The following is a 21,547-nucleotide window of genomic DNA, read 5'->3' on the forward strand; positions in this document are numbered from 1 at the left end:
ATCATCCATAGACCAGTCGCGGCAACCATGTGATGATTTCGGGGAATACCATGCATAGCGCCAGCCCGATCAACTGGATCGCCAAAAACGGCAGCGCTGCCCGGAAGATATCACTCATCGGGATGGAATCCGGCGCGACCCCGCGCAGATAGAACAGCGCATAGCCGAAGGGTGGCGAAAGAAAGCTCATCTGCATGTTCACCAGGTAAAGCACCCCGAACCACAGCACCAGGTCATTGGGATCGTCCAACCCGAATGCCTGCGCCCCCAACGCCTTGATGATCGGTACGAAGATCGGCACGGCAAGCAGCAGAATGCCCACCCAGTCGAGGAACATCCCGAGCACGATCAGCAGAACCTGCATCGTGATCAGGATACCCCACGCCCCCAGCCCGGTCGCGGCAAGGCTTTCCTGAACGAACTCCTGCCCCCCTTCCAGCACGTAGAGACCGACGAAAATCGTCGCGCCGAACATGATCCAGATCACCATCGACGTGGCCTTGAGCGTCGTGATGCAGGCTTCGCGCACCGTCGGCCAGTTCAGCCTGCGGTGAATGGCGGCAACGATGAACGCCCCGAACGTGCCGATGCCTGCGGCCTCGACCGGCGTTGCGACCCCGCTGAAGATCACACCCAACACCACGATGATCAGGATGATCGGCGCTGCCATCCGCCCGATAAGATGCAGCTTCTCGATATTGCTGACGCGGTCCTCAACCGGGATCGGCGGCCCGAGATCGGGATTGAAATGGCACCGCACCGTTACATAGAGAATGTAGAGACCCGATAGCAGAAGCCCCGGAATGACCGCCCCGATGAACAGCTCGCCCACCGATTGCTCGGCCACGACGGCGTAGATGATCGCGAGGATCGAGGGCGGGATCAGGATACCCAGCGTGCCGCCGGCCATGATCGCGCCCATGGCGATCTTCGCATCATAGCGCCGCTCCAACATTGCCGGCAGCGCGATGATCCCCATCGTCACCACCGCCGCACCGATCACACCGACCATCGCGGCAAGGATCGTCGACGCGATGATCGTTGCCGAAGCCAGCCCCCCTCTGAGACCGCCCAGCAGCTTGTAGATCACATCGAACATCTCGCTGATGAGTCCCGCGCGTTCCAGCATCGCCGCCATGAAAATGAATAGCGGGATGGCCGATAGCTGATAGTTGGTCATCATCGGAAAGATGCGGCTCGGCACGATGTTCAGGGTATTCGCGTCGCCAAGGATAAACAGGAAAACGCAGGCCAGCCCGCCAGTGACGAAGGCCAAGGGCATGCCCGCCATCAGCAGCACCACAAGGCTGCCGAACATCAGCAGCGTCAGAAGTTCGATTGAAATATCAATGCCCATATGCCTTACCCCCTGACCAGCGTGCGAATGTCTTTTCCGACTTTCGAGATGCCCTGCAACAGCAGCAGCACCCCCCCGACGACCATCGCCCATTTCATCGGCCAGAGCGGCACTTCCCATTCGTTAAAGCTGATCTCGCCCCAGCGGATCGCCGGATCGGTGAACTGCCCAAGGTCGAAACGCGAAATCATCTCGGCTGTCGAAATCTGGCCGCGTGCCCAATCCGACAGCAGCCCGTTGCCCGAGGGCACGGCGAGCGCGTCCATGGCAAAGATCCAGGACGTCACCAACAGGGTTCCGGCAAAGATGAAGAAAAACACCGATGTCAGAACATCGGCGAGCGCCTTGCGGCGCGGTGACAGTGGCGCGTAAAAAATATCGACCCGCACATGGCTTTCGGTCAGCGTCGCATAGGCGCCCGCGATCAGGTATTGCATCCCGAACATCAGGTACATGCTTTCGTGGGCCCAGTTGGTCGGACTGTTGAATACATATCTCGCGATTACCTCATAGTAATAGACGAACACGGCAATCACGCACCAATAGGCAACGAACTCTCCGCAAAACAGCGACAGCCGGTCGATGAAATTGTCCGCGCGATCTGCATCTTTTACCGGGGCTTCGGCCGCTTCCACCTGTGCGAGCGACGGATCAGGCTCTTCTTCCTCATCTTCATTTTCGTCGATGCTCGCATTCGCCCGCCGCACCAGCATCGGCATGAGAAGGGCATCAATCGCGATCAGCCCCAGAAGCAGATAGAGCGCGTAGGCGCCGACACGGCTCCAGTATCCACGCGCCAATGCCGCTTCCTCGGCAAGCGGCTTCGCCTCCGCCAGAGTGGCTTGCGCCTCTTCCAGTTTCGCAGCGCCAGTGGTCAGAGCCTCCTGCGCCTTTGCCAGCTTCTTCTCGGCGCTGCGCCGTGCAAACGACCCTTCCTCGCTGGCGGCCACCGCCGCCTTCAGATCCGGCAGCCCGACACGCGCGGCTTCGATGCGCGGGCCCTCGCGATCAATGATACGTTGGGCCATGCTGGCGCGATTGGTGAAATTCGATACATCCGAGCGCGCATGATGTGCGGCGCTGTTGGCATAGAGGATAAAGATGAACACCGGGATAAAAACCAACCCCAGCAGGCTCTTCAGATAGAACCGGTGCAACCCGATGATGCCACCGGTGAACAGGATCGTATATCCCAGCGGGATGGAAAACAGCCGCCGCTCTGGCAGGGGCCGGCGGGCGAGGTACATGGCGATGGCGGGAAAGACAATCAGCCCGACCCAATAGAGCCAATGGGGCAGCGTGAAACTGAGTCCAGGCATAGGACGATCCTGTTTTTTGGGAGAAAGCGACAACCAGTGGCGACCCGACCGGGCCGCCACTGGCCAGAGATGTGGAACGGCGCGCGGCCTAGAGGTCGAGCGTGTGCCCCGCGACCTGTTCGGCCGTCACATAGCCGAGAGAGCCGGACATCATGTAGTCGAGCTGGATCTTGAAGATGCGCGCCGCGTTCTTGTCGCGGTTGGCATATTTGAACCAGATCGGCACGGCCACGTCGGTCATCAACTCCACGTCGTCTTGCGACAGCCGCGTCACTTCGGTGCCATCGGCCTCGAATTTGGCCCATGCCTCTAGGTCCGCAGCCTGGATCGCCGCGTGGTGCATGTCGGAATAGACATGCGTCTCCATCTCGACGAACTGTTTCATCTCGGGCGAGAGCGCATCCCACGCCGCCTGCCCCACGGTGATGTCCATCAGGTCAACCGGTTGATAGAGCGACATGAAGCCCGGAGGGCCCATCGAGATGTATTTGGTCACCTGGCTGAAGCCGAGCGCGTAGTTCACCGCCGGACCGGTATAGTCGGCCACGTCGATGGTGCCTTTCTCCAGCGCCGGGAAAATCTCGGAGCCAGGCAGAACCGTGGTTTCCGCACCGATCTCGGTGAACACCTCGGCCACCATGCCGCCGGGCAGGCGCATCTTGCGGCCAACGAAATCGTCGATCGAACGGATCGGCACTTTCGAGTGAATGATGTTCGCCCCGTGCTGGACCGGGCCGACGAAATGCATACCCTGCGCGGCATAGATCTCTCTCGCGATCTCAAGCCCGCCAAGGCTGTAAAAGAACACGTCCCATTCATGCGGGTTGCGCATGCCAAGCGGATAGCTGGTGAGGAATGTTGCGGCAGGAATGATCCCCTGAGCGTAGATCGTGAACGGATTCACCGCGTCCAGAACGCCGTTTTTCACAGCATCGTAAAGCTGAAAGTCACCAACCACGTCATTCGCACCGAACGGTTGGAACGCCAGCTCTCCGCCGGTCTTCTCCACGATGGTGCTGCACCAGTCCTTGAAGGTGGCGAGGCCGATCCCGCCGGGCCATGAGGTCTGGATTTTCCAGGTTGTCCCCTGACCCGCCGCCGTCGCAATATGCGGCGCGGCCAACCCGGCGGCGCCTGCACCTGCAAGCGTCCGAAGGACGTTTCTACGGTTTGTATTTTGTTTCATGCTTTCCTCCACTGATCCTGCTGGGAGCGCAGGCTGTCGGTCAGCTTTCTGCATGGTCGCGCTTGGCAATACCGCAACAAAGATCTCATTTGCACGAGTATGGCGGAGCACTCCTCCATCCCCCGCCCGGCAAATCGATCATTCGTATAAAGCTGACAAGGTCCACCCTGCCTCGCCCGTCCATTAATGTCAGAATTTTTCGAGTTTGCAAGGATGTATTATATACCGGAATTTCCAGCCAAAATAAATACAGACATCTTTTATTGGGCCCAGAGAATAAACCGCTGGCCCGTCACGAAAAGTTGAAAACTTTCAATTTTTACAAACCGTCGCCAATTCAAATAAAGATCGGATTGGACCGGATCTGTTTTCTCGAAATAGTCAAATATCGCATTAATCGTAAAGCCTGACATTGTCCGGCGATGTCGCGACGGCCTCTGCCGAAAAACCGCTCCGCATCAATATTTGGTTGGCGCCAACCGTAATCACCACCAGAGCCACCAATGCTGCCAAAAACGCCTTCATGCTACGCTTCCTTGCCCTGCCGAACTTCGGCTTCCTGTACCTCTTCGACCCAAAGGCTGTGGTGTTCGCGGGCCCATTGTTCCTCTACCTCTCCGCTGCCCATGGCATCAAACGCCCCCTCCATTCCGACTGAACCGATATAGATATGGGCAAAGATGATGGCCGTCAGGACAAGGCTGACAATGGCGTGCCACAGCTGCGCATATTGCATCTCTTCCTGTGGCGACAATGGATAGGGCAACGCATCTGCACCGAACCAGCCGGGCACGCCCAAATCGTTCAGCTTCGCGAAGGTCGCGCCGAACATGTTGAACTCGAACGGGAAGAGCAGCGAAATGCCCGAAGCCGAAATGGACCCGCCCAGGATGATGACCGACCAGAAAATCATCTTTTGCCCGGCATTGAATTTCTTGGCCGCGGGGTGGCTCTTTCCGAAAATGCCGCCGCCCTTTGCCAACCACACCAGATCGGTCCGATCCGGCAGGTTATGCAGAACCCAGAAGACAAAGATGATGACCAACGCCACGATGAAGGCCCAGGAGATGTTGTTGTGCACCCATTTGGTGCCGATCGCGACGGTCGAGAACGCCTCGTGCCCAAAGGTCGGTATCAACACCTTGCGACCGAACAAGGAGATCAGGCCAGTCACGCCAAGGATCAGGAACGAGCTCGCCAATAGCCAATGACCAAACCGTTCGACCGCGCTGAAACGGGTGATTGTGCGGCCGGTCTTCTCGCCCTCGATGCGGATACGCCCGCGGATCAGATAGAACAGCGCCAACAGCAGCAACGTGCCTCCCAGCAACCCTGCGCCGTATTTCAGCAGCGGCCCCTCCCGGAACTTCAGCCACCACATCCCGCCGTCCTGGATCAGGGTCGTCGCGGCCGGACCGCGCGATTGCGTCGCCACATCCGCAGAGCCGTAGCGCAGCGCGCGCCACAGGTCCGGGTCCGACTGCCCGCCAAGCGTGCCAAGGGGCGCAGTGGCAGGTGCCGCGGCCGCCGGATCACCCGTTACAGAACTGCGGAACGTGTCGTCCACCTTCTGATTGGCCTGACGGCGCAGGATATCCTCCAGGGTCTGCGCCCCGCCGGTCTCGGCACGCGGCATGTCCACGCTCTCTTGGGCCAACGCCGGGGTCAGCGTGGCCCAAATCAGTATCATAACGGCAAAGAGTCGAAACATCCGTGCGATCCCTAACCAGTGTCGCAAACGAAGGGCGGCCCGTTGAGGGACCGCCCGTTCAGCGTAACGCGGACGAGCGGATCAACCGCCCTTCTGGCCGTAAGCGGTGCCCCAGCCCCAGGCGCCAGCCCCGAAACCACGGGCGATGATGCGCTCGCGGTAGATAGAGGAAACGCTGTCACCGTCACCGGCCAGCAGCGCCTTGGTCGAGCACATCTCGGCGCAGATCGGCAGCTTGCCTTCGGCAATCCGGTTGCGGCCATATTTGGAAAACTCGGCGGAAGAATTATTTTCCTCGGGTCCGCCGGCGCAGAAGGTACATTTGTCCATCTTGCCACGCGATCCGAAATTGCCCGCTTGCGGATATTGCGGCGCGCCGAACGGGCACGCGTAGAAGCAATAGCCGCAGCCAATGCACAGATCCTTGGAGTGCAACACGATGCCGTCTGCCGTCTGATAGAAGCAATCCACCGGGCAGACCGCCATGCACGGCGCATCAGAGCAGTGCATGCAGGCCACCGAGATCGAGCGTTCACCCGGTTTGCCGTCGTTGATCGTTACCACCTTGCGGCGGTTGATGCCCCAAGGCACCTCGTGTTCGTTTTTGCAGGCGGTGACGCAGGCGTTGCATTCGATGCAGCGTTCAGCGTCGCAGAGAAACTTTGCTCTAGCCATGATCGTTCTCCTCTTATGCCGTCCAGATTTTGCAGAGAGTCGCTTTGGTCTCCTGCATCTGGGTTACGCTGTCATAGCCATATGTCTGGGCCAGGTTGGTCGATTCACCCAATACATAAGGGTCGGTCCCTTCGGGGTAGTTCTCCCGCAGATCCCTGCCCTCGAAATGGCCACCAAAGTGGAACGGCATGAAGGCCACGCCAGTGCCGACCCGTTCGGTCACCATCGCCATGACCTTGACCTTGGCGCCCTCGGCCCCTTCGACCCAGACCTGTTCGCCGTCACGGATGCCAAGGTTGTTGGCGTCGCGCGTATTGATCTCGACGAACATATCCTGCTGCAATTCCGCCAGCCACGGGTTCGAGCGGGTTTCCTCGCCGCCCCCCTCGTATTCCACCAACCGGCCGGATGTCAGGATGATTGGATAATCCTTTGAGAAATCCTTTTCCTGGATCGAGCGGTACATCGTCGGTACGCGCCAGAACTTCTTGTCCTCGTAGGTCGGATAATCCGCCACAAGGTCGCGCCGGTTGGAATAGAGCGGCTCGCGATGCAGTGGCACCGGATCGGGGAAAGTCCAGACCACGGTGCGGGCCTTGGCGTTGCCGAAGGGCGCGCAGCCGTGCTTGATCGCAACCCGCTGGATACCGCCCGAAAGGTCGGTTTTCCAGTTCACGCCACCGACCTTTTCGGAATAGTCCGAAGGCCGTTCACCGGTCTGCGATGTCTCGCCGACCTCTTCCCCGCCATCATCGGCTGTCTCGACAGGCTGGTAGCCTGCGACGGATTCGATCACCGCACGCTCCTCTGCCGTGAGATCGCCATCCCAGCCAAGATCCATCAACATCTTCATGGTGAATTCGGGGTAGCCGTCCTTGATCTCGGACCCGGCTGAATAGACGCCTTCGGCCAGCAGGTTGTCACCATCACGCTCCACCCCGAACCGGGCGCGGAACGTCAGGCCGCCTTCGGCCACCGGGATCGACATGTCATACAGAACCGGGGTGCCGGGATGGTTCATCTCGGGCGTACCCCAACAGGGCCAGGGCATACCGTAGACATCGCCATCCGCCGGGCCGCCATTGGCGCGCAGCGTGGTCTTGTCGAACGTATGCTGGTTGGCCATGTGCATCTTCATCCGCTCAGGACTCTGGCCGGTATAGCCGATGGTCCACATCCCGCGATTGAACTCGCGGGTGATGTCCTCGACATTCGGCTCACCGCCCTCGTCAATCGCGATGTTGCGGAACAGCCGGTCATGAAAGCCGAACTTCTCGGCAAACTTCGCCATGATCGTATGGTCGGGCAGCGCCTCGAACATCGGTTCGATGGTCTGCTCGCGCCATTGCAGCGACCGGTTCGAGGCCGTCACCGAACCACGGGTTTCGAACTGCGTGCAGGCCGGCAGCAGGTAGACACCGTCAGTGCGGTCCTGCATGACCGCCGAAACCGTCGGATAGGGATCGACCACAACCAGCATGTCGAGCCGCTCCATCGCGGTCTTCATCTCTTTCATGCGGGTTTGCGAGTTCGGCGCATGGCCCCAAAGGACCATCGCGCGGGTGTTGTCGGGCTGGTCAAGATTGGCCTTGTCTTCCAGCACCCCGTCGATCCAGCGGCTGACCGGAATACCGGTAAGGTTCATCATCTTGGTGTCGCCCACCGTCGCATCGGAGAACCGGCCCTTGAGCCAGTCGAGGTCTTCTTCCCAGACTCGCGCCCAATGCGCCCAGGATCCTTCAGACAACCCGTAATAGCCCGGCAACGTATCGGCCAGGACCCCGAGGTCCGTGGCGCCCTGCACGTTGTCATGGCCTCGGAAAATATTGGCCCCGCCGCCCTGGCGGCCGATGTTTCCAAGCGCAAGTTGCAGGATGCAATACGCACGGGTGTTGTTGTTGCCGTTGCTGTGCTGGGTGCCGCCCATGCACCAGATCAAGGTGGCGGGCCGGTTGTTGGCGAGCGTACGCGCCACCCGCTCCAGTTGCGCTCCGGGGGTGCCGGTCACGCGCTCGGTCTCTTCGGGGGTCCAGCGTTTCACTTCCTCGCGGATCTGGTCCATGCCCCAGGTACGGGTGCGCATGTATTCCCGGTCTTCCCAGCCATTCTCGAAGATGTGCCACAGGATGCCCCAGATAAGCGCCACGTCACTGCCGGGCCGGAAACGTACATATTCATCGGCATGCGCCGCCGTGCGGGTAAAGCGCGGATCGCAAACGATCAACGGCGCGTTGTTTTCCTCCTTCGCCTTCAGCAGATGCAAAAGCGAAACGGGATGCGCCTCGGCCGGGTTCGACCCGATCAGGAACATCGCCTTGGAATTGTGAATGTCGTTGTAGCTGTTGGTCATGGCGCCGTAGCCCCATGTATTCGCCACACCGGCAACGGTAGTCGAATGGCAGATCCGCGCCTGGTGATCGACGTTGTTGGTGCCCCAGTAGGCGGCGAACTTGCGGAACAGATAGGCCTGTTCGTTGCTATGCTTGGCCGAGCCCAGCCAATAGACAGAATCCGGACCGCTTTCTTCGCGGATCTTCATCATGCCGTCACCGATCTCGTTGATCGCCTGTTCCCAGCTCAGGCGAACCCATTCGCCGTTCTCTTTCTTCATCGGGTATTTCAGGCGGCGCTCACCGTGGGCATGCTCGCGCACGGACGCGCCCTTGGCGCAATGCGCACCGAGGTTGAACGGGCTGTCAAAGCCGGGCTCCTGCCCGACCCAGACGCCATTGTCGATTTCGGCAAGAACCGTACACCCGACCGAACAGTGGGTGCAGACGGTCTTCTTGATCTCGATCGCCCGATCCGCTGCGGTTTGCGCAGTGGCTTGCGAAACGGTGCCGCCGGTTGCGGCAACCGCGGCCAGCCCACCGATGGCAAGACCGGACCCGCGCAGGAATGTGCGGCGGTCAACGGTTGCGGAAGCAGCGCTTGCGACCAGCGGTCCCGTAGACCGGCGCGCGTTGCCATTTGTCTTTTTCCTGAGCATGCTCTCTCTCCCTACTTCTGCGCTATCGCAGTCTTGGTACTCTTCAAGTCCCCTCTGCCCTCTCGTCGCCGGGCAGGCCCCGCAATCCTAGAAGCGGGCGCTTTCAAGATACGCGCGCGTATGTTCGGTATCCTGCATCACCTGCGATGACAGATCGACCTGTGCAGGCGCGGCCTGCGCCTCGGTGCCCGCGGCAACGGCAACGGCCCCCGGCACCGCGGTGCCAACGATCTTCAGAAAATTCCGGCGCGTCGTGCCGTTCTTTTTGTCAGCCATCTGTTAGCTCCCTTTTCCCTGCAGTCTTGTTGTCATGGCGGCCCCTGCCGCCGGTTAACGGGCAGTCATCAGCCCGCCATCATACGAAATGCTTCCTGTTCAACTTTCAAAAACTCGGCCCCAACAGCCCCGAGCGAGGCATAAAGCACCGACGCCTTGGCAGCCTGCAAATCCGTAAAGAAATGCGTGGCCCAGGGTCCGATATGCTTGTTGTAGAACTCTTTCTGCCGCGCGAGAGGGGCCGCACGGCCAAACCGCCCGACGATCATGCCGCCCATCATCTCCATCAAAGAGGCGATGTTGTCCTCCGGCTCGAACGTGTCCTGCGCACGGGTGATCCCAAGCGCGGCCATGTCGGCACGCAAATTGGCCAGCGGCTTTTCATTCAGGAAACCGGTCATGTAATAGCTGGCATAAGGCAGCAACTCGCCCCGCCCCAGACCGATGAACAATGCGTTGTATTCCTTGCGCGCGGGTTTGGGCTTGGTGACTTTTGCAACTGCCGCCAGCCCGGTTATCGCCTGCCCCAGAGGCGAGCTGTCGCCCGTCAATGCCGCAGTCTGCGCCAACAGGATTTCGTCCGGCGGACCGGCCAGCATGACGCCGAGGTAATTGTAAAGATCCGCGCGCAGGCGGTCCTCTTCGGCAATCTCGGAATCTACTTGTGCCAGTGTCATGCGCTATTCCCGTCGAAGTGAAATACCATCCTGCGCGGTCTGCCGGGTTCCGGTTCCTGCTGCGCTGGTACCTGCTCTCCCGCGGTGTCAGGCTCCGCGACCTGCTCAGTTTCCGCCGGAAAGGACTCACCATGATCTTCGGCCAAATTTTCCTCTTTGTCGAGTGGCGCCGGATCCTTGGCAATTACCTCATCCTGACGCTCCATCTCAAGCACATGCGCCAGCAGGCCTTTTCCAACCTGGTAACTGGTCTGGATCGGGGCGTTACCGAAGCTGCCGGTCAGGTAATCATCATCGTAATCGTTCAATCCGTCGAGGCAGGCCAGCACCGGATTGCTGCGCCACAAATTGCGCAGCGCGCGTTTGCGGATATGTTCGGGAACCGCCTTTGCCATGAACGCGGAAAAATCGTCGCCCTTGGCCAGCGTGTCAGGATCGGGCAGGCCCAGCTCTGTCAGAATGTCCTCGTCGCTCTTCTCAGCAAGGGCCCGTTGCTGTTCGGCTTCCAGCGCCGCCTGCGCAGCGGCGGCCTCCGCCTCTTCCTCTGCGCGAACGGCCGCGCGGCGCATATCCCAAAAGGTCGTGCCGCGGGTCATTTCATGGCCACCCGACGCTGATGGGGGGACCGGTACACATCGCTGTCTTGCGCGATGCGCGGATCACCGATGCCGTCCTCGACATCATCCACGCGCGCGTTCTTGCGCTTGCGCTTCACAAAGGTCTCTTCTTCGTGATGACGGTTGATGAAATCGGCAATCCAGGCATGCATACCTTCGGGCATGGAGACCTTTTCAACCAACACCTCTGCCGAGTCGCAATAATCCTGCCCCTCGTAAGGCGAGGCCGTGACAAGAGATACCTTCCAGGGGAAATCCGGCGATGCTGTGTCAGCGCTCAGAACGATGTAAACCGACGGCTCACGCGTCCGCAATTCGTGCATATATGCCTCGGTATCCGAAACATAGAGATTCAGCGGCACAGTCGCGGCGTGATATTCGGTTACATCTCCGTGCGTATGCAAAACCTTCCAGTTTGCCGGCGCCGCTCCGGGCAGAATGCCAACCACCCGCCAAGCCCATTTCGCCCACCGCGTGACACCCGGCGATTTGCGTATCACAACCCCGAGGGGGATGGATTGCGAATTGGGAAAAACGAAGGACAAGCTGGCACCCGCTGGCTGAGTCTGTTTTCGAATAAATGCCAGTTTACTTATTAAAGAAAAAAAGCAAAGAGGTATTATTATTCAGTAAAACTGTCGGCATCTGAAAAATGATCACGAAAACGTAAAAGACTGTCTTTCATCCACCGCCATTTCGCCCTACCTGTAGTTTACCGGGAGGGACCAAATTGAAAAAAACTCTGCTCATTTGTGATTGCCTCGGAACACAGTCCATTGATGCCGCCGCCTTAAGCGCGGCATCCGGGCTTGAATGCTCGCGCCTGCATACCGGGCTATGCCAGTCCCAGATCGATCTCGCGGCCAAGGCGCTGGCGACCGGCGACGTGATTATCGCCTGCCAGCAAGAAGCCTCGCGTTTTGCCGACCTTGCCGAAGACATCGGCGCGCCCGTGCCGGATTTCGTAGACCTGCGCGACCGCGCGGGCTGGACGGCAGACACGGCCGACACGACCGCAAAAATGGCCGCACTGGTGGCCGAGGCCGCCTTGACGCACCCCACGCCCAAGGTCGTCGATGTCGTCTCTGACGGGGTCTGCCTGATCATCGGCGCGCCCGAGGCCGCTTTCGCTGCCGCCGAAAAGCTGGCAGATTTCCTGGCCGTCACCGTGCTGGTGCCAGAGGCCGCGGATCTGCCCGTGACCCGTAACTTTGATTGCTGCATCGGGCAGTTGCGCCGTGCAAGCGGTACGCTCGGCCAGTTCCAGGTTTCGATCGACGCATTCCAGCAGGTTCTGCCGGGCGGGCGCGGCGCACCGACATTGACCGAGCCACGCGATGGCGCGCAATCGCAATGCGATCTGATCCTCGACCTGACAGGCGACACACCGCTGTTCCCTGCCCCCGAAAAGCGCGACGGCTACCTGCGCGCCGATCCGGCCAGCCTGCCTGCAGTGTCCGATGCCATCCTCGCCGCCAGCCAGATGGTCGGCACCTTCGAAAAACCACTGCATATCCGGTTGGAGCCGTCGCTTTGCGCCCATTCGCGCGCCGAGAAACCCGCCTGCTCGAACTGCCTCAATGTCTGCCCCACCGGCGCGATCCTGCCCGCGGGCGAACATGTCAGCATCGATCCGTTGATCTGCGCCGGTTGCGGCGCGTGTTCGGCCGTGTGCCCCTCCGGCGCGATCAGCTATGACGCGCCGCCGGTCGATCACGTCTTCTGCCGCATTGGCACTCTGGCAACCGCCTATCGCAAGGCCGGCGGTCAGGACGGCGCGCTGTTGGTGCATGACGCACACGGCGCCGAAATGATCCGCCTCGCCGCGCGTTTCGGCAACGGCCTGCCCGCGCATGTCATTCCTCTTGAAATCGACGCGCTCGCAATGTTCGGCCATGCCGAAATGTTGGCCGCGCTGGCAAGCGGCTTTGCCGCCGTCGATATCCTGCTGGCCCCGAAAAGTGACCGCGACGTGTTGCAGGCGCAGGCCGATCTGGCCGCCGCGATAGGCGCAGGGGATGCCGTGACGCTGCTCGACATTTCCGACCCCGATGCGCTGTCAGATCACCTGTACGACCGCGCCGTACGAACCGTACAGGTCACACCCCCGATCCTGCCGCAAGGCTCGCGCCGCCAGATCACCCGCCTTGCCGCCAAGGCGCTGATGCCAGACGCACAGATCACCCCCCTGCCCGCCCACGCGCCTTACGGTGCCGTGCTCGTCGATACCGATGCCTGCACGCTCTGCCTGGCCTGTGTCTCGCTTTGCCCGTCCGGCGCGCTGGTCGACAATCCGGACATGCCGCAACTGCGCTTTCAGGAAGACGCCTGCCTGCAATGCGGCCTGTGCACCAATGTCTGCCCAGAGGCCGCGATCACCTTGCAGCCGCAGATGAACCTGACCGACGCGGCGCTGAGCCAGGTGGTACTGAACGAGGAAGAGCCTTTTGCCTGCGTCGAATGCGGTAGCCTGTTCGGCGTGAAATCCACCGTCGAGAAGATCATGGAGAAACTGTCGGGAAATCATGCGATGTTCGCCAATCCCGCTGCTGCGCGAATGATCCAGATGTGCGACAATTGCCGTGTTCAGGCGCAATTCCACTCGACAGACAACCCCTTTACCGGTGCCGAACGCCCTCGGGTGCGCACCACCGAAGATTACCTGTCTAAGCGCAAGGACCATTAAGCCAGCGCAGCACAGTGTATCAAAACCACGCATAAATGAAGGAAAAGAAGATGAGTGAAGAAGATTTCAACATGTCGATGCGCAAGTTTCTCAAGCAGGTCGGCGTCACCTCGCAACAGGCAATCGAAGAAGCCTTCCGCAAGACGGACAACACCGAAGGCAAGCAGTTCAAGGCCCGCATGGTCCTGACCGTCGAAGGCGTCGATCTGGAGCATGTGGTGACTGGCACGATCAAGGCCTGATCCGGACATGACATTACGTCGGGAGGATGTGCTGGCCACGCTGAAAACGCTGACCGATCCGGTCAGCGGCGCGTCGCTGGTCGATGCCGGATTGGTCAAGGCGCTGACCGTCGATGGCGGCGCCGTGCGCTTCGTGCTGGAGGTGAGCGGCAGTCATGCCGCCGCCTATGGGAAAGTCAAGGAAGAGGCCGAGGCGAAGGTGAAAGACCTGCCTGGCGTCGAGTCGTTGTCGGTCGTCATGACCGCACACAGCACGCCCGCCGCCCCGCCGGATCTCAAGCCGCAACGCCGCGCAGAACCGGACGGGCCGCAAAAAGTGCCCGGCGTGGACCGGATCATAGCCATCGCCTCGGGCAAGGGCGGCGTGGGCAAATCCACCGTTGCCGCAAACATTGCCTGTGCACTGGCAGCCGAGGGGCGGCGCGTCGGGTTGCTCGATGCGGATGTCTACGGCCCGTCGCAGCCGCGCATGCTGGGTGTCTCTGGCCGCCCATCGTCTCCTGATGGCAAGACGATCCTGCCGATGCGGAATTTCGGCGTCACGATGATGTCCATCGGCCTGATGACCAATGACGATCAGGCAGTCGTCTGGCGCGGGCCGATGCTGATGGGCGCGTTGCAGCAGATGCTGACACAGGTGCAATGGGGCGCGCTTGATGTTCTGATCGTCGATCTGCCACCGGGAACCGGCGATGTGCAGATGACGCTGGCGCAGAAGGCCCAGCTTGACGGGGCGATCATCGTGTCGACGCCGCAGGACGTTGCGCTGCTGGATGCCCGCAAGGGGATCGACATGTTCAATCAGTTGGGCACCAAGATCATCGGGATGATTGAAAACATGTCCACTCATATCTGCTCGAACTGCGGGCATGAGGAACACACGTTCGGGCATGGCGGTGTGACGGCAGAGGCAGCCAAGCTCGGCGTGCCGCTGCTGGCAGAAATCCCGTTGCATCTGGATATCCGGCGGGCCGCGGATGGCGGCGCGCCCATCGTGGTTTCCAACCCCGACAGCGCACAGGCGGCGGGCTTCCGTTCCGTGGCACAACAATTGATCGCGCTTGGTCACGCATGACGCGGCCTGCCTTCCCCCCGCTGTTCTCCGGGCTTGATGCGGAAGGTGCGGACCCGTTCGCGCTGGCCTGTGCCAAGGCGGCGAATGTTTGCGACGCGGGGCTGGTGATCTACGATCTTGCCCCGGATCGCCTGCGGGCGGCGATCGTATTCGCGCCCGAGGTGCCGTTGCGCGACGCCGCCTGCATGCTGCCGCTTTGTGGCGTTGGATTTCAGAACGCCCTTGGCGCACTTGCCCCGCCCGAAGTAGCGGTACATCTGGGGTGGTGCGGCGGGATTTACCTCAATGGCGGTCATTGCGGCGATCTGAAGATTGCCGCCTCCGACCGCGATCCGGCGGTTGTGCCTGGCTGGCTCGTGGTCGGGCTGTCACTGGAGCTTTGGCCACCCTCGGAAGAGACCGGCCTGACACCCGACGCCACCGCGCTTTATGCCGAAGGCTGCACCGAGGTGGACCCGATAACCTTGATCGAGGCCTGGGTGCGCCACACGCTGGTCGAGATCAACGCCTGGGCTGATGACGGCCCGGCACGGCTGCACGCCAACTGGCTTGGCGTGGCACATGATCGCGGCAAGGAAATATCCGTTGCCGGGCATCACGGAACCTTCACCGGGCTGGATGAAAACCTCGGTCTGCTGTTGAAAACCGCCGACGGTTCGCGTTTGATCCCCTTGACCGACCTGCTGACGGAGCCCGCATGAAACTTGCCCGCGCCATTCATTTCGACGAAAGCGACACCCGTGTTTTTCACAACCCGGCCCGAACCGGAGAATGGTGCATTTCCGGCGGGTTCGAATTTTCCAATTGGTCCGAGGCCGATCTGACCGGCAAGGCCCGGCAGGCGTTTGCCAATGGCTGGATGGGCTGCGAGACATTTGGCCGGGTGAGTTTTGTCGCCGTTACCCCGATTGAACCAGTCGAGCACGCCGCACTGGCCGACGTTCTGGCGCAGCATTTTGTCGATATTTACGGCGCGCCGTCGATTGAAGCGGCCCGCAACGTGGCGCTGGAAGAACTCTCGCAGATGGCTGACCTCTGCGACGAGCATGACACCAACACGCTGCTCACGGTTGCGCGTGATCTGACCGAGGCTGGTGTCCGGGAAACCTATCGCGTGATCGAAGCGCAGGCCGCAGGACTGGAACAATTCGCAGTCCACGGCGCGCTGGACGACCCTCACCACTAAAACGCTTGGGGATCATCCGTTCATCCCGAAGAGCCTGTTGCGTTTTGCCTGCCTAAGCGGAAAGCACAAACCGCGTACGCCCTTTGGTGTCGTGAGCGTCCTGCATTCGATCTGTCCGTCAGATCAAATGCAAGACGCATTCATTCAGGCTATGTGCTGTTCGGGACCGGGTCGTGCTTCACCCTGCCCCAGACGTGACCCCGCCGACAATCAGTCCGCCGGAGCTTCGCCGCCCAATGTCGCCAGATATGCAGCCATGTCTTCTCCGCCCTTGCGAAGCTTGAAAGTCATGTTGGTTCTGGCCTTCGGATCGTCAAGAACGTCCACCAGCCATGCCTTGGGGTCAGTCACCCATGCCGCGAGTTTCTCTTCGTCCCAGACGATCCCGGCTTCACCAGCCGCAGCGAGCGAGGCGCTGTATTTGAAATCTTCGGCCGTACCCACGGTCTTGCCGATGAGGCCATAGAGGTTCGGACCCGTACGGCCACCTTTGACGATGACGGTTCCATCATCCGCAACGATGGTGTGGCAAGCCTTGCACCGTTTGAAATCGGACTCGCCCTTGGCCGCGTCACCGGCCTGCGCCACACCGGCCGACATCGTTAGAATTGAAAGCACCGAAAACAGCTTTCCAAACTTCATGGTATTTCTCCTGCTAATTAGGTCGCTTCTGCGACGATATGCCCGTTCTCCAAACATTCGTCCTTGATCCACTTCACCGCACGCATCGCTTTGTTCATCGAGAGAACTCCACAAGTCCCGGTCGAAAGCGCATCTGCCAGCGTCGTGATCGGGCGCAGGCAGAAACAGACAAACGGTTTGTTTCCAAAACTTTGCGGCCAATTTGGTTAAGCATATGGCCAACACCGTCTTTCGTCTTTGTCATCTTACCAAAGGGTGGAGAAGTGGCAATGACGCATAGATCCAATCCGCTCGCGCTTGACGCCGCGAAACCCGGGCAGGTCAACGCCGTTGCCTCTGTTGCCAATGGCACCAGACGGAAAATATCAACCACAACCGAGGGTATTTTCACGGCTCTCATCTAGCTCAAATCGCGATTTTGGCGGGCGTGACCGCCTCCAGTTTGACATCCGGGAATTGTGCCAGACAGGCCTCAATACCGGCGCGGGTATCGAACAGGCACGCCGCTGTCGAAAACGCGTCGGCAAGGGCCGCTGACCTGGCAGATACCGTGATCTCTTGCCACCGGCTGCGCGTCGGGCGCGAGGTGCGCGGGTCCAGGATGTGCCCGACCCGGGCATTTTCATCAAAGACCGTGCCAAGTGGCGCAGATGTAGCCAGCGCCCGCCCCGCAAGGGGAACTTCCCCGCCCGCTGCCAGCCTGACCGGCCATGCCTTGCCGTCGGGATGCGTGCCAAGCGCCCGAAACTCGCCCGTATCAATCAGGATATTCGTCAACCCCCGCGCGCTCAACACCTCGGCCACGCGGTCGGCGATGTAACCTTGGGCGATCCCGTTCAGCGTCAGCGCCATGCCCGGGTCCATCGTGATGCTGAGCGCATCGAGCCTGACACGCTGCCAGCCGGTCAGGGCACCGGCCAGATGAAGGCTTTCCTCATCCGGCAACGCGCCCGTCGCGGAGGCAGCGGCAAAGGTCGCCCATAATGGCTGAATGGTCGGATCGAACCGGCCCTCGCTGGCAGCATGCACCCTGCCCGCCAGCGACAAACATTCCAGCAACTCGAACGGCGGCTCATGCAGCACGCCGGAACTGTTCAGTTGCACCAAGCTGCTGTGCCCGCGGAACAAGCTGAAAATATCTTCGAGCCGGGAGATTTCATCTGCGACCTCTGCACTGATCGCTGCGGCGTCGGGATGCGCCAGACGCAGCGTCGCGCGTGCGCCCAGAGCTGTCCCCTGCCACGTGTAGATCGGTTGCGCCCTCCCCAGCGTCGGAAAGGCGGCAGCAGCGGCACTGATTGCCAGAAAGCGGCGGCGCGTCGTCATGATCTTACTCTCCTTTTTTGCGCGACAATGCGCGCAGGCGTTTTTCAAATTCGTCATCACCGCTGCCACCGTCCAGCACGACAGGCGCCAGAACGGCTTCATCCGGTATCTCGTCCAGCGGCATCACCTTGCCGCCATTAGCCTCGGCGAAAGCGATCGCTTTTTCGGCCTCCGCGAAGGGCACGATTTCCGGCGTCCCCATGCCCCCCACAGCGCGACCACCCACGACATAGGTTGCCTCTTGTGCTGCGATCCAGTTGTCCGCGCCGGGTGCGGCCCATGTTGCCCCCGGTGCGCCCATGTCGTTGACCCAGATCGTCAGAATCTCGTGGCTTTGCTCGGGCATGCGCGCATAGGCGACAACATCCCGCACCTGGCTGAAAAACAGGGGCATGCCGGGCAGTCCCGCCAGATGCACCTGGGCTTTCGGGCCGTCATGCTCAAGCAGGTTCATCTGGCAAAAATGCCCGACGGCGTCCGCCGTGAGCGGCAGCGCAGAGGTATCCTGCCCCGCCTCCTCCTTGCAGGCTGCCAAGCCCAGCAAAGCCAGAACAAGCAACAGGCGCTTCATGGCTCCACCTTTCTGAATGCCGCAGAGGCCAGCCAAAGTGCAAAGACCGGCCAGAGCAGGATCGACATCAAGGATTGCCATTGCGGAATGGTTCCCGCCGCCCCGCCGATCCCCGCCGCAACCCCACCTGCCTGCGAGGCCGTCAGGTTGAACAGGCGGAACGCGTCGGCAGGGTTGGCAAGCAGGGCGGCAGGAAAGACGTTCTTGGTGAAGCTGCCCCCATTGTCGGCCACGACAGCCGCCAACAGTGCCAGATCATATAACACCACCGACCCCAACCAGAGGCCGATTGCCAGTCCTGCCGCGCCAGAAGTGCGCCGTGCCAGTGAGGACAGGGCATAGCCGATCCCCAGAAACGTCGCGCCGAGCAGGCTTGAGGTCCATGTCAGCCGCCACAACGCGCCAATACCGGACAAGGCAGCCGGATCATTCACGATTGCGATTGCAGCGGCCGCGCCGTAACCCGCCACCAGCGCGATGATCAGGATCGCGCAATGCGCCAGCAACTTGCCCGCCAGAACCTCCCATCGGGCAACCGGATAGGTCAGCAGCAACGGCAGTGTGCCCCGCTCCGCTTCTCCGGCCACCGCGTCAAACGACATCAGCAGCGCCACCAATGGCACCAGATAGACCGACAATGACGTCAGCGACGCCACTGTCACCGACAGCCGGTCCGCGCCAAGCTCACCGATAGGTGCCGAGCCGACAGCGGACAGAACCAGCGAAAAGACCACCATCAGCCCCACGGCGATCACGACCCAAAGATTGCGCCGTGCGATGTGCAATTCGATAATGGCGGTGGCCAGAATGCGCGCGATCATTGGCCGTCCCTCCGGCTGAAATGGCTGTAGATATCCTCAAGGCTGGGCGGGATCACCTCGATATCGGCAATCTTGCCTTTCATCGCGGCAACCTGCGCCAGCGTGGCCAGCTTTTCGTCCTGCGAGCAGGTGACATGCACCGCGTCATTGACCCGGATGGCATTGGGGATCGCTGCAAGGATATCCGCGTCATACCCGTTGATCGCCGTGATATGCATGGCCACCGGTAACGCGGCATCGCGCCGCAACTCAGCCAGCGAGCCTTCGGCCACCATCCTGCCCCGGGACAGGATCAACAACCGGTCCGTGCGCGCCTCAACCTCGGTCAGGGCGTGGCTCGACAGCAGGATCGCGGCACCTTCGGCGGCCAGCGCATCCAGAAGCTCGTAGAAATCGCGCCGCGAGACCGGGTCCAGCCCGCTGGTGGGCTCGTCCAGAACCAACAGGCGCGGATGCCCGATCAGGGCCTGCGCCAGCCCCACCCGTTGCCGCATACCCTTGGAATAGGTGCCGATCCGGCGCTTGGCAGCGGCCCCCAGCCCGACCTTGTCCAGCAGCGCCATCGCCCCCACGCTATCCTCGCCGCGCAGGCGCATGTAGTAGCTGATCTGCTCCAGCCCCGTCAGCGCGGAATGGAACATGGCATTTTCGGGCAGGTATGCCACCTTGGAACGCGCATCGGCATCGCCCGGCGCGGCACCACATACGGAAATCTCGCCGCTGTCCGCCGCGACCAGGCCAAGGATGACCTTCATCATGGTCGACTTGCCTGCACCATTGTGCCCCAGCAGGGCCACCCGCTCGCCGGGGGCGACGTGCATCGACACTTCGGACAGGGCTTTGACCCCGCCGAAATCCTTAGTGAGATTTGAGATCGTTAACGTCGAAGTCATCTATATCGCTTTCAATTCGCCGGGCGATCGCCTCGGCCTCCATGGCGAGATATTCAGGTGGAACGGTCACGGTCGGCGCGACCATCAGCGGGGCACTGTCCACGACCCCGCCGGGTAGAGTTGCAGGAAAGCTGGATTGCGCCCACCGGATCAGTTGAACCGCCGGCGCGCCCGTCAGCAGTGCCGCGGCGGGCTGCGACCACAGAATATGATCCATCAGGCCATTGGGGCGAAAGGCACTGTCGGCAATGCCGTCACCACCAAGGTCAAAGCTGGAATGATCCGACCAGTAATTTCCCCTGCCCTCGAAACTCCATTCTATATCACGCGTTCCGACATATTTTACCTGCGTGCGGTTACCAAGAAAGGCGTTCCCTGTCAGTATGTTGCGCTCCGATCCTGCAGTGAAGTGGATGCCAATGTTGCACCCCTCGAACCGGTTGTCATAGATCAGGTTCTTATGCGCATTGTAGATAAAGGTGCACCGGTCCGCCCCGCCACGGACCAGGTTGCCAGAGACATCGGCATTGTTGGCAAAGTTCAACATCACACCATGGCTGATGTCCGACAGGCTCAGGTTGTTCTTCAGAACCACATTATTCGAGAACATGATCGCATAGCCCAGGTGATTGCCGATCGACACATTGCCGGACACTTCGGAATCGTTGGTGTACATGTAATGAACGGCAAACCGCAGATCGCGGAACAGGTTGTTGCGATACGTCCCCTTCCGGGACGTGTTCGAGAATATGCCGTCGCGACCCCAGCGGACCGTATTGCCCTCGACCAGCGTGCCCGGTGAATTCCACACATAGATCCCGTTGCCGCGATCGTTCATCCGGCGGTCCCGGGTGCCTTCGATCGTATTGCCGCGCACCTGCGCGTCACGGCCACCATGCACGTCGATGCCGTGCAGGTTGCCCAGTACCCGGTTGTTTTCGATCACCGCGCGGTCGGCTTTCTTCAGGATCTTGATCCCGGCATCCAGCGCCTGGCTGTCCAGGCCCGATCCGGTCACGGTCAGGCCACGGATCGTGACGTCGGCGGCATCAACGGTCACCACGGTGCCGTCTCCCATCCCGTCGATGATCGCCCCCGCGCCGCCAGTCAGGGTCAGTGGGCGATCAATGACAACCGCCCCCTGGTAGCGCCCCCGCGACAAGAGCAGCACATCGCCGGGGTCCGCCCCGGCGATGGCATTGGCAAGCGTGCCCTGCCCCGGTGCCACAGCCCGTTCGCCTGCCCAGACGGGCAGCCCGATCAGCAGCGCAAGCACCAGTGTCAGAACACGCATCATC

General features: G+C 60.9%; 22 protein-coding genes. 5 read left to right on the forward strand and 17 right to left on the reverse strand.

Annotation, left to right across the window (positions count from 1 at the left end; all coding sequences use genetic code 11):
• Nucleotide 1: 1 nt before the first annotated feature.
• The 11 genes from O3306_RS02835 to O3306_RS02885 all read right to left on the reverse strand — a co-directional run bounded on the left by O3306_RS02835 (nt 2) and on the right by O3306_RS02885 (nt 11,307).
• The gene (locus tag O3306_RS02835; protein WP_272003036.1) at nt 2-1,357 is read right to left on the reverse strand and encodes a TRAP transporter large permease; all 1,356 of its coding nucleotides are present in this window, start codon (nt 1,355-1,357) and stop codon (nt 2-4) included.
• 5 nt (nt 1,358-1,362) lie between these two features.
• On the reverse strand, nt 1,363-2,676 hold the full coding sequence (locus tag O3306_RS02840) for a TRAP transporter small permease subunit (protein WP_272003038.1): 1,314 nt from the start codon (nt 2,674-2,676) through the stop codon (nt 1,363-1,365).
• 88 nt (nt 2,677-2,764) lie between these two features.
• The gene (gene dctP / locus O3306_RS02845) at nt 2,765-3,862 is read right to left on the reverse strand and encodes a TRAP transporter substrate-binding protein DctP (protein WP_272003042.1); all 1,098 of its coding nucleotides are present in this window, start codon (nt 3,860-3,862) and stop codon (nt 2,765-2,767) included.
• Nucleotides 3,863-4,255: 393 nt separating this feature from the next.
• Nucleotides 4,256-4,387, reverse strand: a complete 132-nt coding sequence (locus tag O3306_RS02850; protein ID WP_272003045.1) for a hypothetical protein — start codon at nt 4,385-4,387, stop codon at nt 4,256-4,258.
• 1 nt (nt 4,388) lies between these two features.
• On the reverse strand, nt 4,389-5,573 hold the full coding sequence (locus O3306_RS02855; protein WP_442969967.1) for a formate dehydrogenase subunit gamma: 1,185 nt from the start codon (nt 5,571-5,573) through the stop codon (nt 4,389-4,391).
• An 81-nt stretch (nt 5,574-5,654) separates the two neighbouring features.
• Complete coding sequence (fdh3B, locus tag O3306_RS02860; RefSeq protein ID WP_272003051.1) at nt 5,655-6,248, reverse strand: formate dehydrogenase FDH3 subunit beta; 594 nt, start codon at nt 6,246-6,248, stop codon at nt 5,655-5,657.
• A gap of 13 nt (nt 6,249-6,261) precedes the next feature.
• On the reverse strand, nt 6,262-9,237 hold the full coding sequence (locus O3306_RS02865) for a formate dehydrogenase subunit alpha (protein WP_272003054.1): 2,976 nt from the start codon (nt 9,235-9,237) through the stop codon (nt 6,262-6,264).
• Between the two features lie 87 nt (nt 9,238-9,324).
• Entirely contained in the window at nt 9,325-9,513 is a 189-nt protein-coding gene (locus O3306_RS02870; protein ID WP_272003056.1) for a twin-arginine translocation pathway signal protein, read from the reverse strand.
• A gap of 68 nt (nt 9,514-9,581) precedes the next feature.
• Nucleotides 9,582-10,190 carry a TorD/DmsD family molecular chaperone gene (locus O3306_RS02875; protein WP_272003059.1) on the reverse strand — a complete coding sequence of 203 codons (609 nt, stop codon included), beginning with the start codon at nt 10,188-10,190 and terminating at the stop codon, nt 9,582-9,584.
• Nucleotides 10,187-10,786, reverse strand: coding sequence for a DUF3306 domain-containing protein (locus tag O3306_RS02880; RefSeq protein ID WP_272003061.1), 600 nt, complete (start codon nt 10,784-10,786; stop codon nt 10,187-10,189). Before O3306_RS02880 ends, O3306_RS02875 begins: the two co-directional genes overlap by 4 nt.
• Nucleotides 10,783-11,307: a DUF3305 domain-containing protein gene (locus O3306_RS02885; protein WP_309503385.1), complete on the reverse strand. Its 525-nt coding sequence runs from the start codon at nt 11,305-11,307 to the stop codon at nt 10,783-10,785. Before O3306_RS02885 ends, O3306_RS02880 begins: the two co-directional genes overlap by 4 nt.
• A 230-nt stretch (nt 11,308-11,537) precedes the next feature.
• Here O3306_RS02885 and O3306_RS02890 point away from each other — a divergent pair, with 230 nt between their 5' ends.
• From O3306_RS02890 to O3306_RS02910, 5 genes are read left to right on the forward strand one after another with little or no spacing between them, the layout of a single operon-like run.
• A complete protein-coding gene (locus O3306_RS02890) occupies nt 11,538-13,493 on the forward strand; it encodes a 4Fe-4S binding protein (RefSeq protein WP_272003067.1) in 1,956 nt (651 codons plus the stop codon).
• A gap of 50 nt (nt 13,494-13,543) precedes the next feature.
• Nucleotides 13,544-13,735, forward strand: coding sequence for a DUF6494 family protein (locus O3306_RS02895; protein ID WP_272003069.1), 192 nt, complete (start codon nt 13,544-13,546; stop codon nt 13,733-13,735).
• A 7-nt stretch (nt 13,736-13,742) separates the two neighbouring features.
• Nucleotides 13,743-14,810, forward strand: coding sequence for an Mrp/NBP35 family ATP-binding protein (locus O3306_RS02900; protein ID WP_272003072.1), 1,068 nt, complete (start codon nt 13,743-13,745; stop codon nt 14,808-14,810).
• Nucleotides 14,807-15,511, forward strand: coding sequence for a biotin/lipoate--protein ligase family protein (locus tag O3306_RS02905; protein ID WP_272003074.1), 705 nt, complete (start codon nt 14,807-14,809; stop codon nt 15,509-15,511). The genes O3306_RS02900 and O3306_RS02905 overlap by 4 nt, the downstream gene beginning before the upstream one ends.
• A complete protein-coding gene (locus O3306_RS02910) occupies nt 15,508-15,996 on the forward strand; it encodes a DUF6505 family protein (protein WP_272003076.1) in 489 nt (162 codons plus the stop codon). The genes O3306_RS02905 and O3306_RS02910 overlap by 4 nt, the downstream gene beginning before the upstream one ends.
• Before the next feature lie 210 nt (nt 15,997-16,206).
• On the opposite strand, the gene O3306_RS02915 is transcribed toward O3306_RS02910, so the two are convergent.
• The 6 genes from O3306_RS02915 to O3306_RS02940 form a co-directional block, all read right to left on the reverse strand.
• A complete protein-coding gene (locus O3306_RS02915; RefSeq protein WP_272003078.1) occupies nt 16,207-16,638 on the reverse strand; it encodes a c-type cytochrome in 432 nt (143 codons plus the stop codon).
• Between the two features lie 405 nt (nt 16,639-17,043).
• On the reverse strand, nt 17,044-17,964 hold the full coding sequence (locus O3306_RS02920; RefSeq protein ID WP_272003081.1) for an FAD:protein FMN transferase: 921 nt from the start codon (nt 17,962-17,964) through the stop codon (nt 17,044-17,046).
• 4 nt (nt 17,965-17,968) lie between these two features.
• Nucleotides 17,969-18,535, reverse strand: a complete 567-nt coding sequence (locus O3306_RS02925) for a nitrous oxide reductase accessory protein NosL (RefSeq protein WP_272003082.1) — start codon at nt 18,533-18,535, stop codon at nt 17,969-17,971.
• Nucleotides 18,532-19,356 carry an ABC transporter permease gene (locus O3306_RS02930; protein ID WP_272003086.1) on the reverse strand — a complete coding sequence of 275 codons (825 nt, stop codon included), beginning with the start codon at nt 19,354-19,356 and terminating at the stop codon, nt 18,532-18,534. Before O3306_RS02930 ends, O3306_RS02925 begins: the two co-directional genes overlap by 4 nt.
• Complete coding sequence (locus O3306_RS02935; protein ID WP_272003089.1) at nt 19,353-20,249, reverse strand: ABC transporter ATP-binding protein; 897 nt, start codon at nt 20,247-20,249, stop codon at nt 19,353-19,355. The genes O3306_RS02930 and O3306_RS02935 overlap by 4 nt, the downstream gene beginning before the upstream one ends.
• A complete protein-coding gene (locus tag O3306_RS02940; RefSeq protein ID WP_272003091.1) occupies nt 20,215-21,546 on the reverse strand; it encodes a nitrous oxide reductase family maturation protein NosD in 1,332 nt (443 codons plus the stop codon). Before O3306_RS02940 ends, O3306_RS02935 begins: the two co-directional genes overlap by 35 nt.
• Between the last annotated feature and the right edge of the window lies 1 nt (nt 21,547).

It is taken from the genome of Roseovarius sp. ZX-A-9 (genome assembly GCF_028369135.1).
GTDB lineage: Bacteria > Pseudomonadota > Alphaproteobacteria > Rhodobacterales > Rhodobacteraceae > Roseovarius.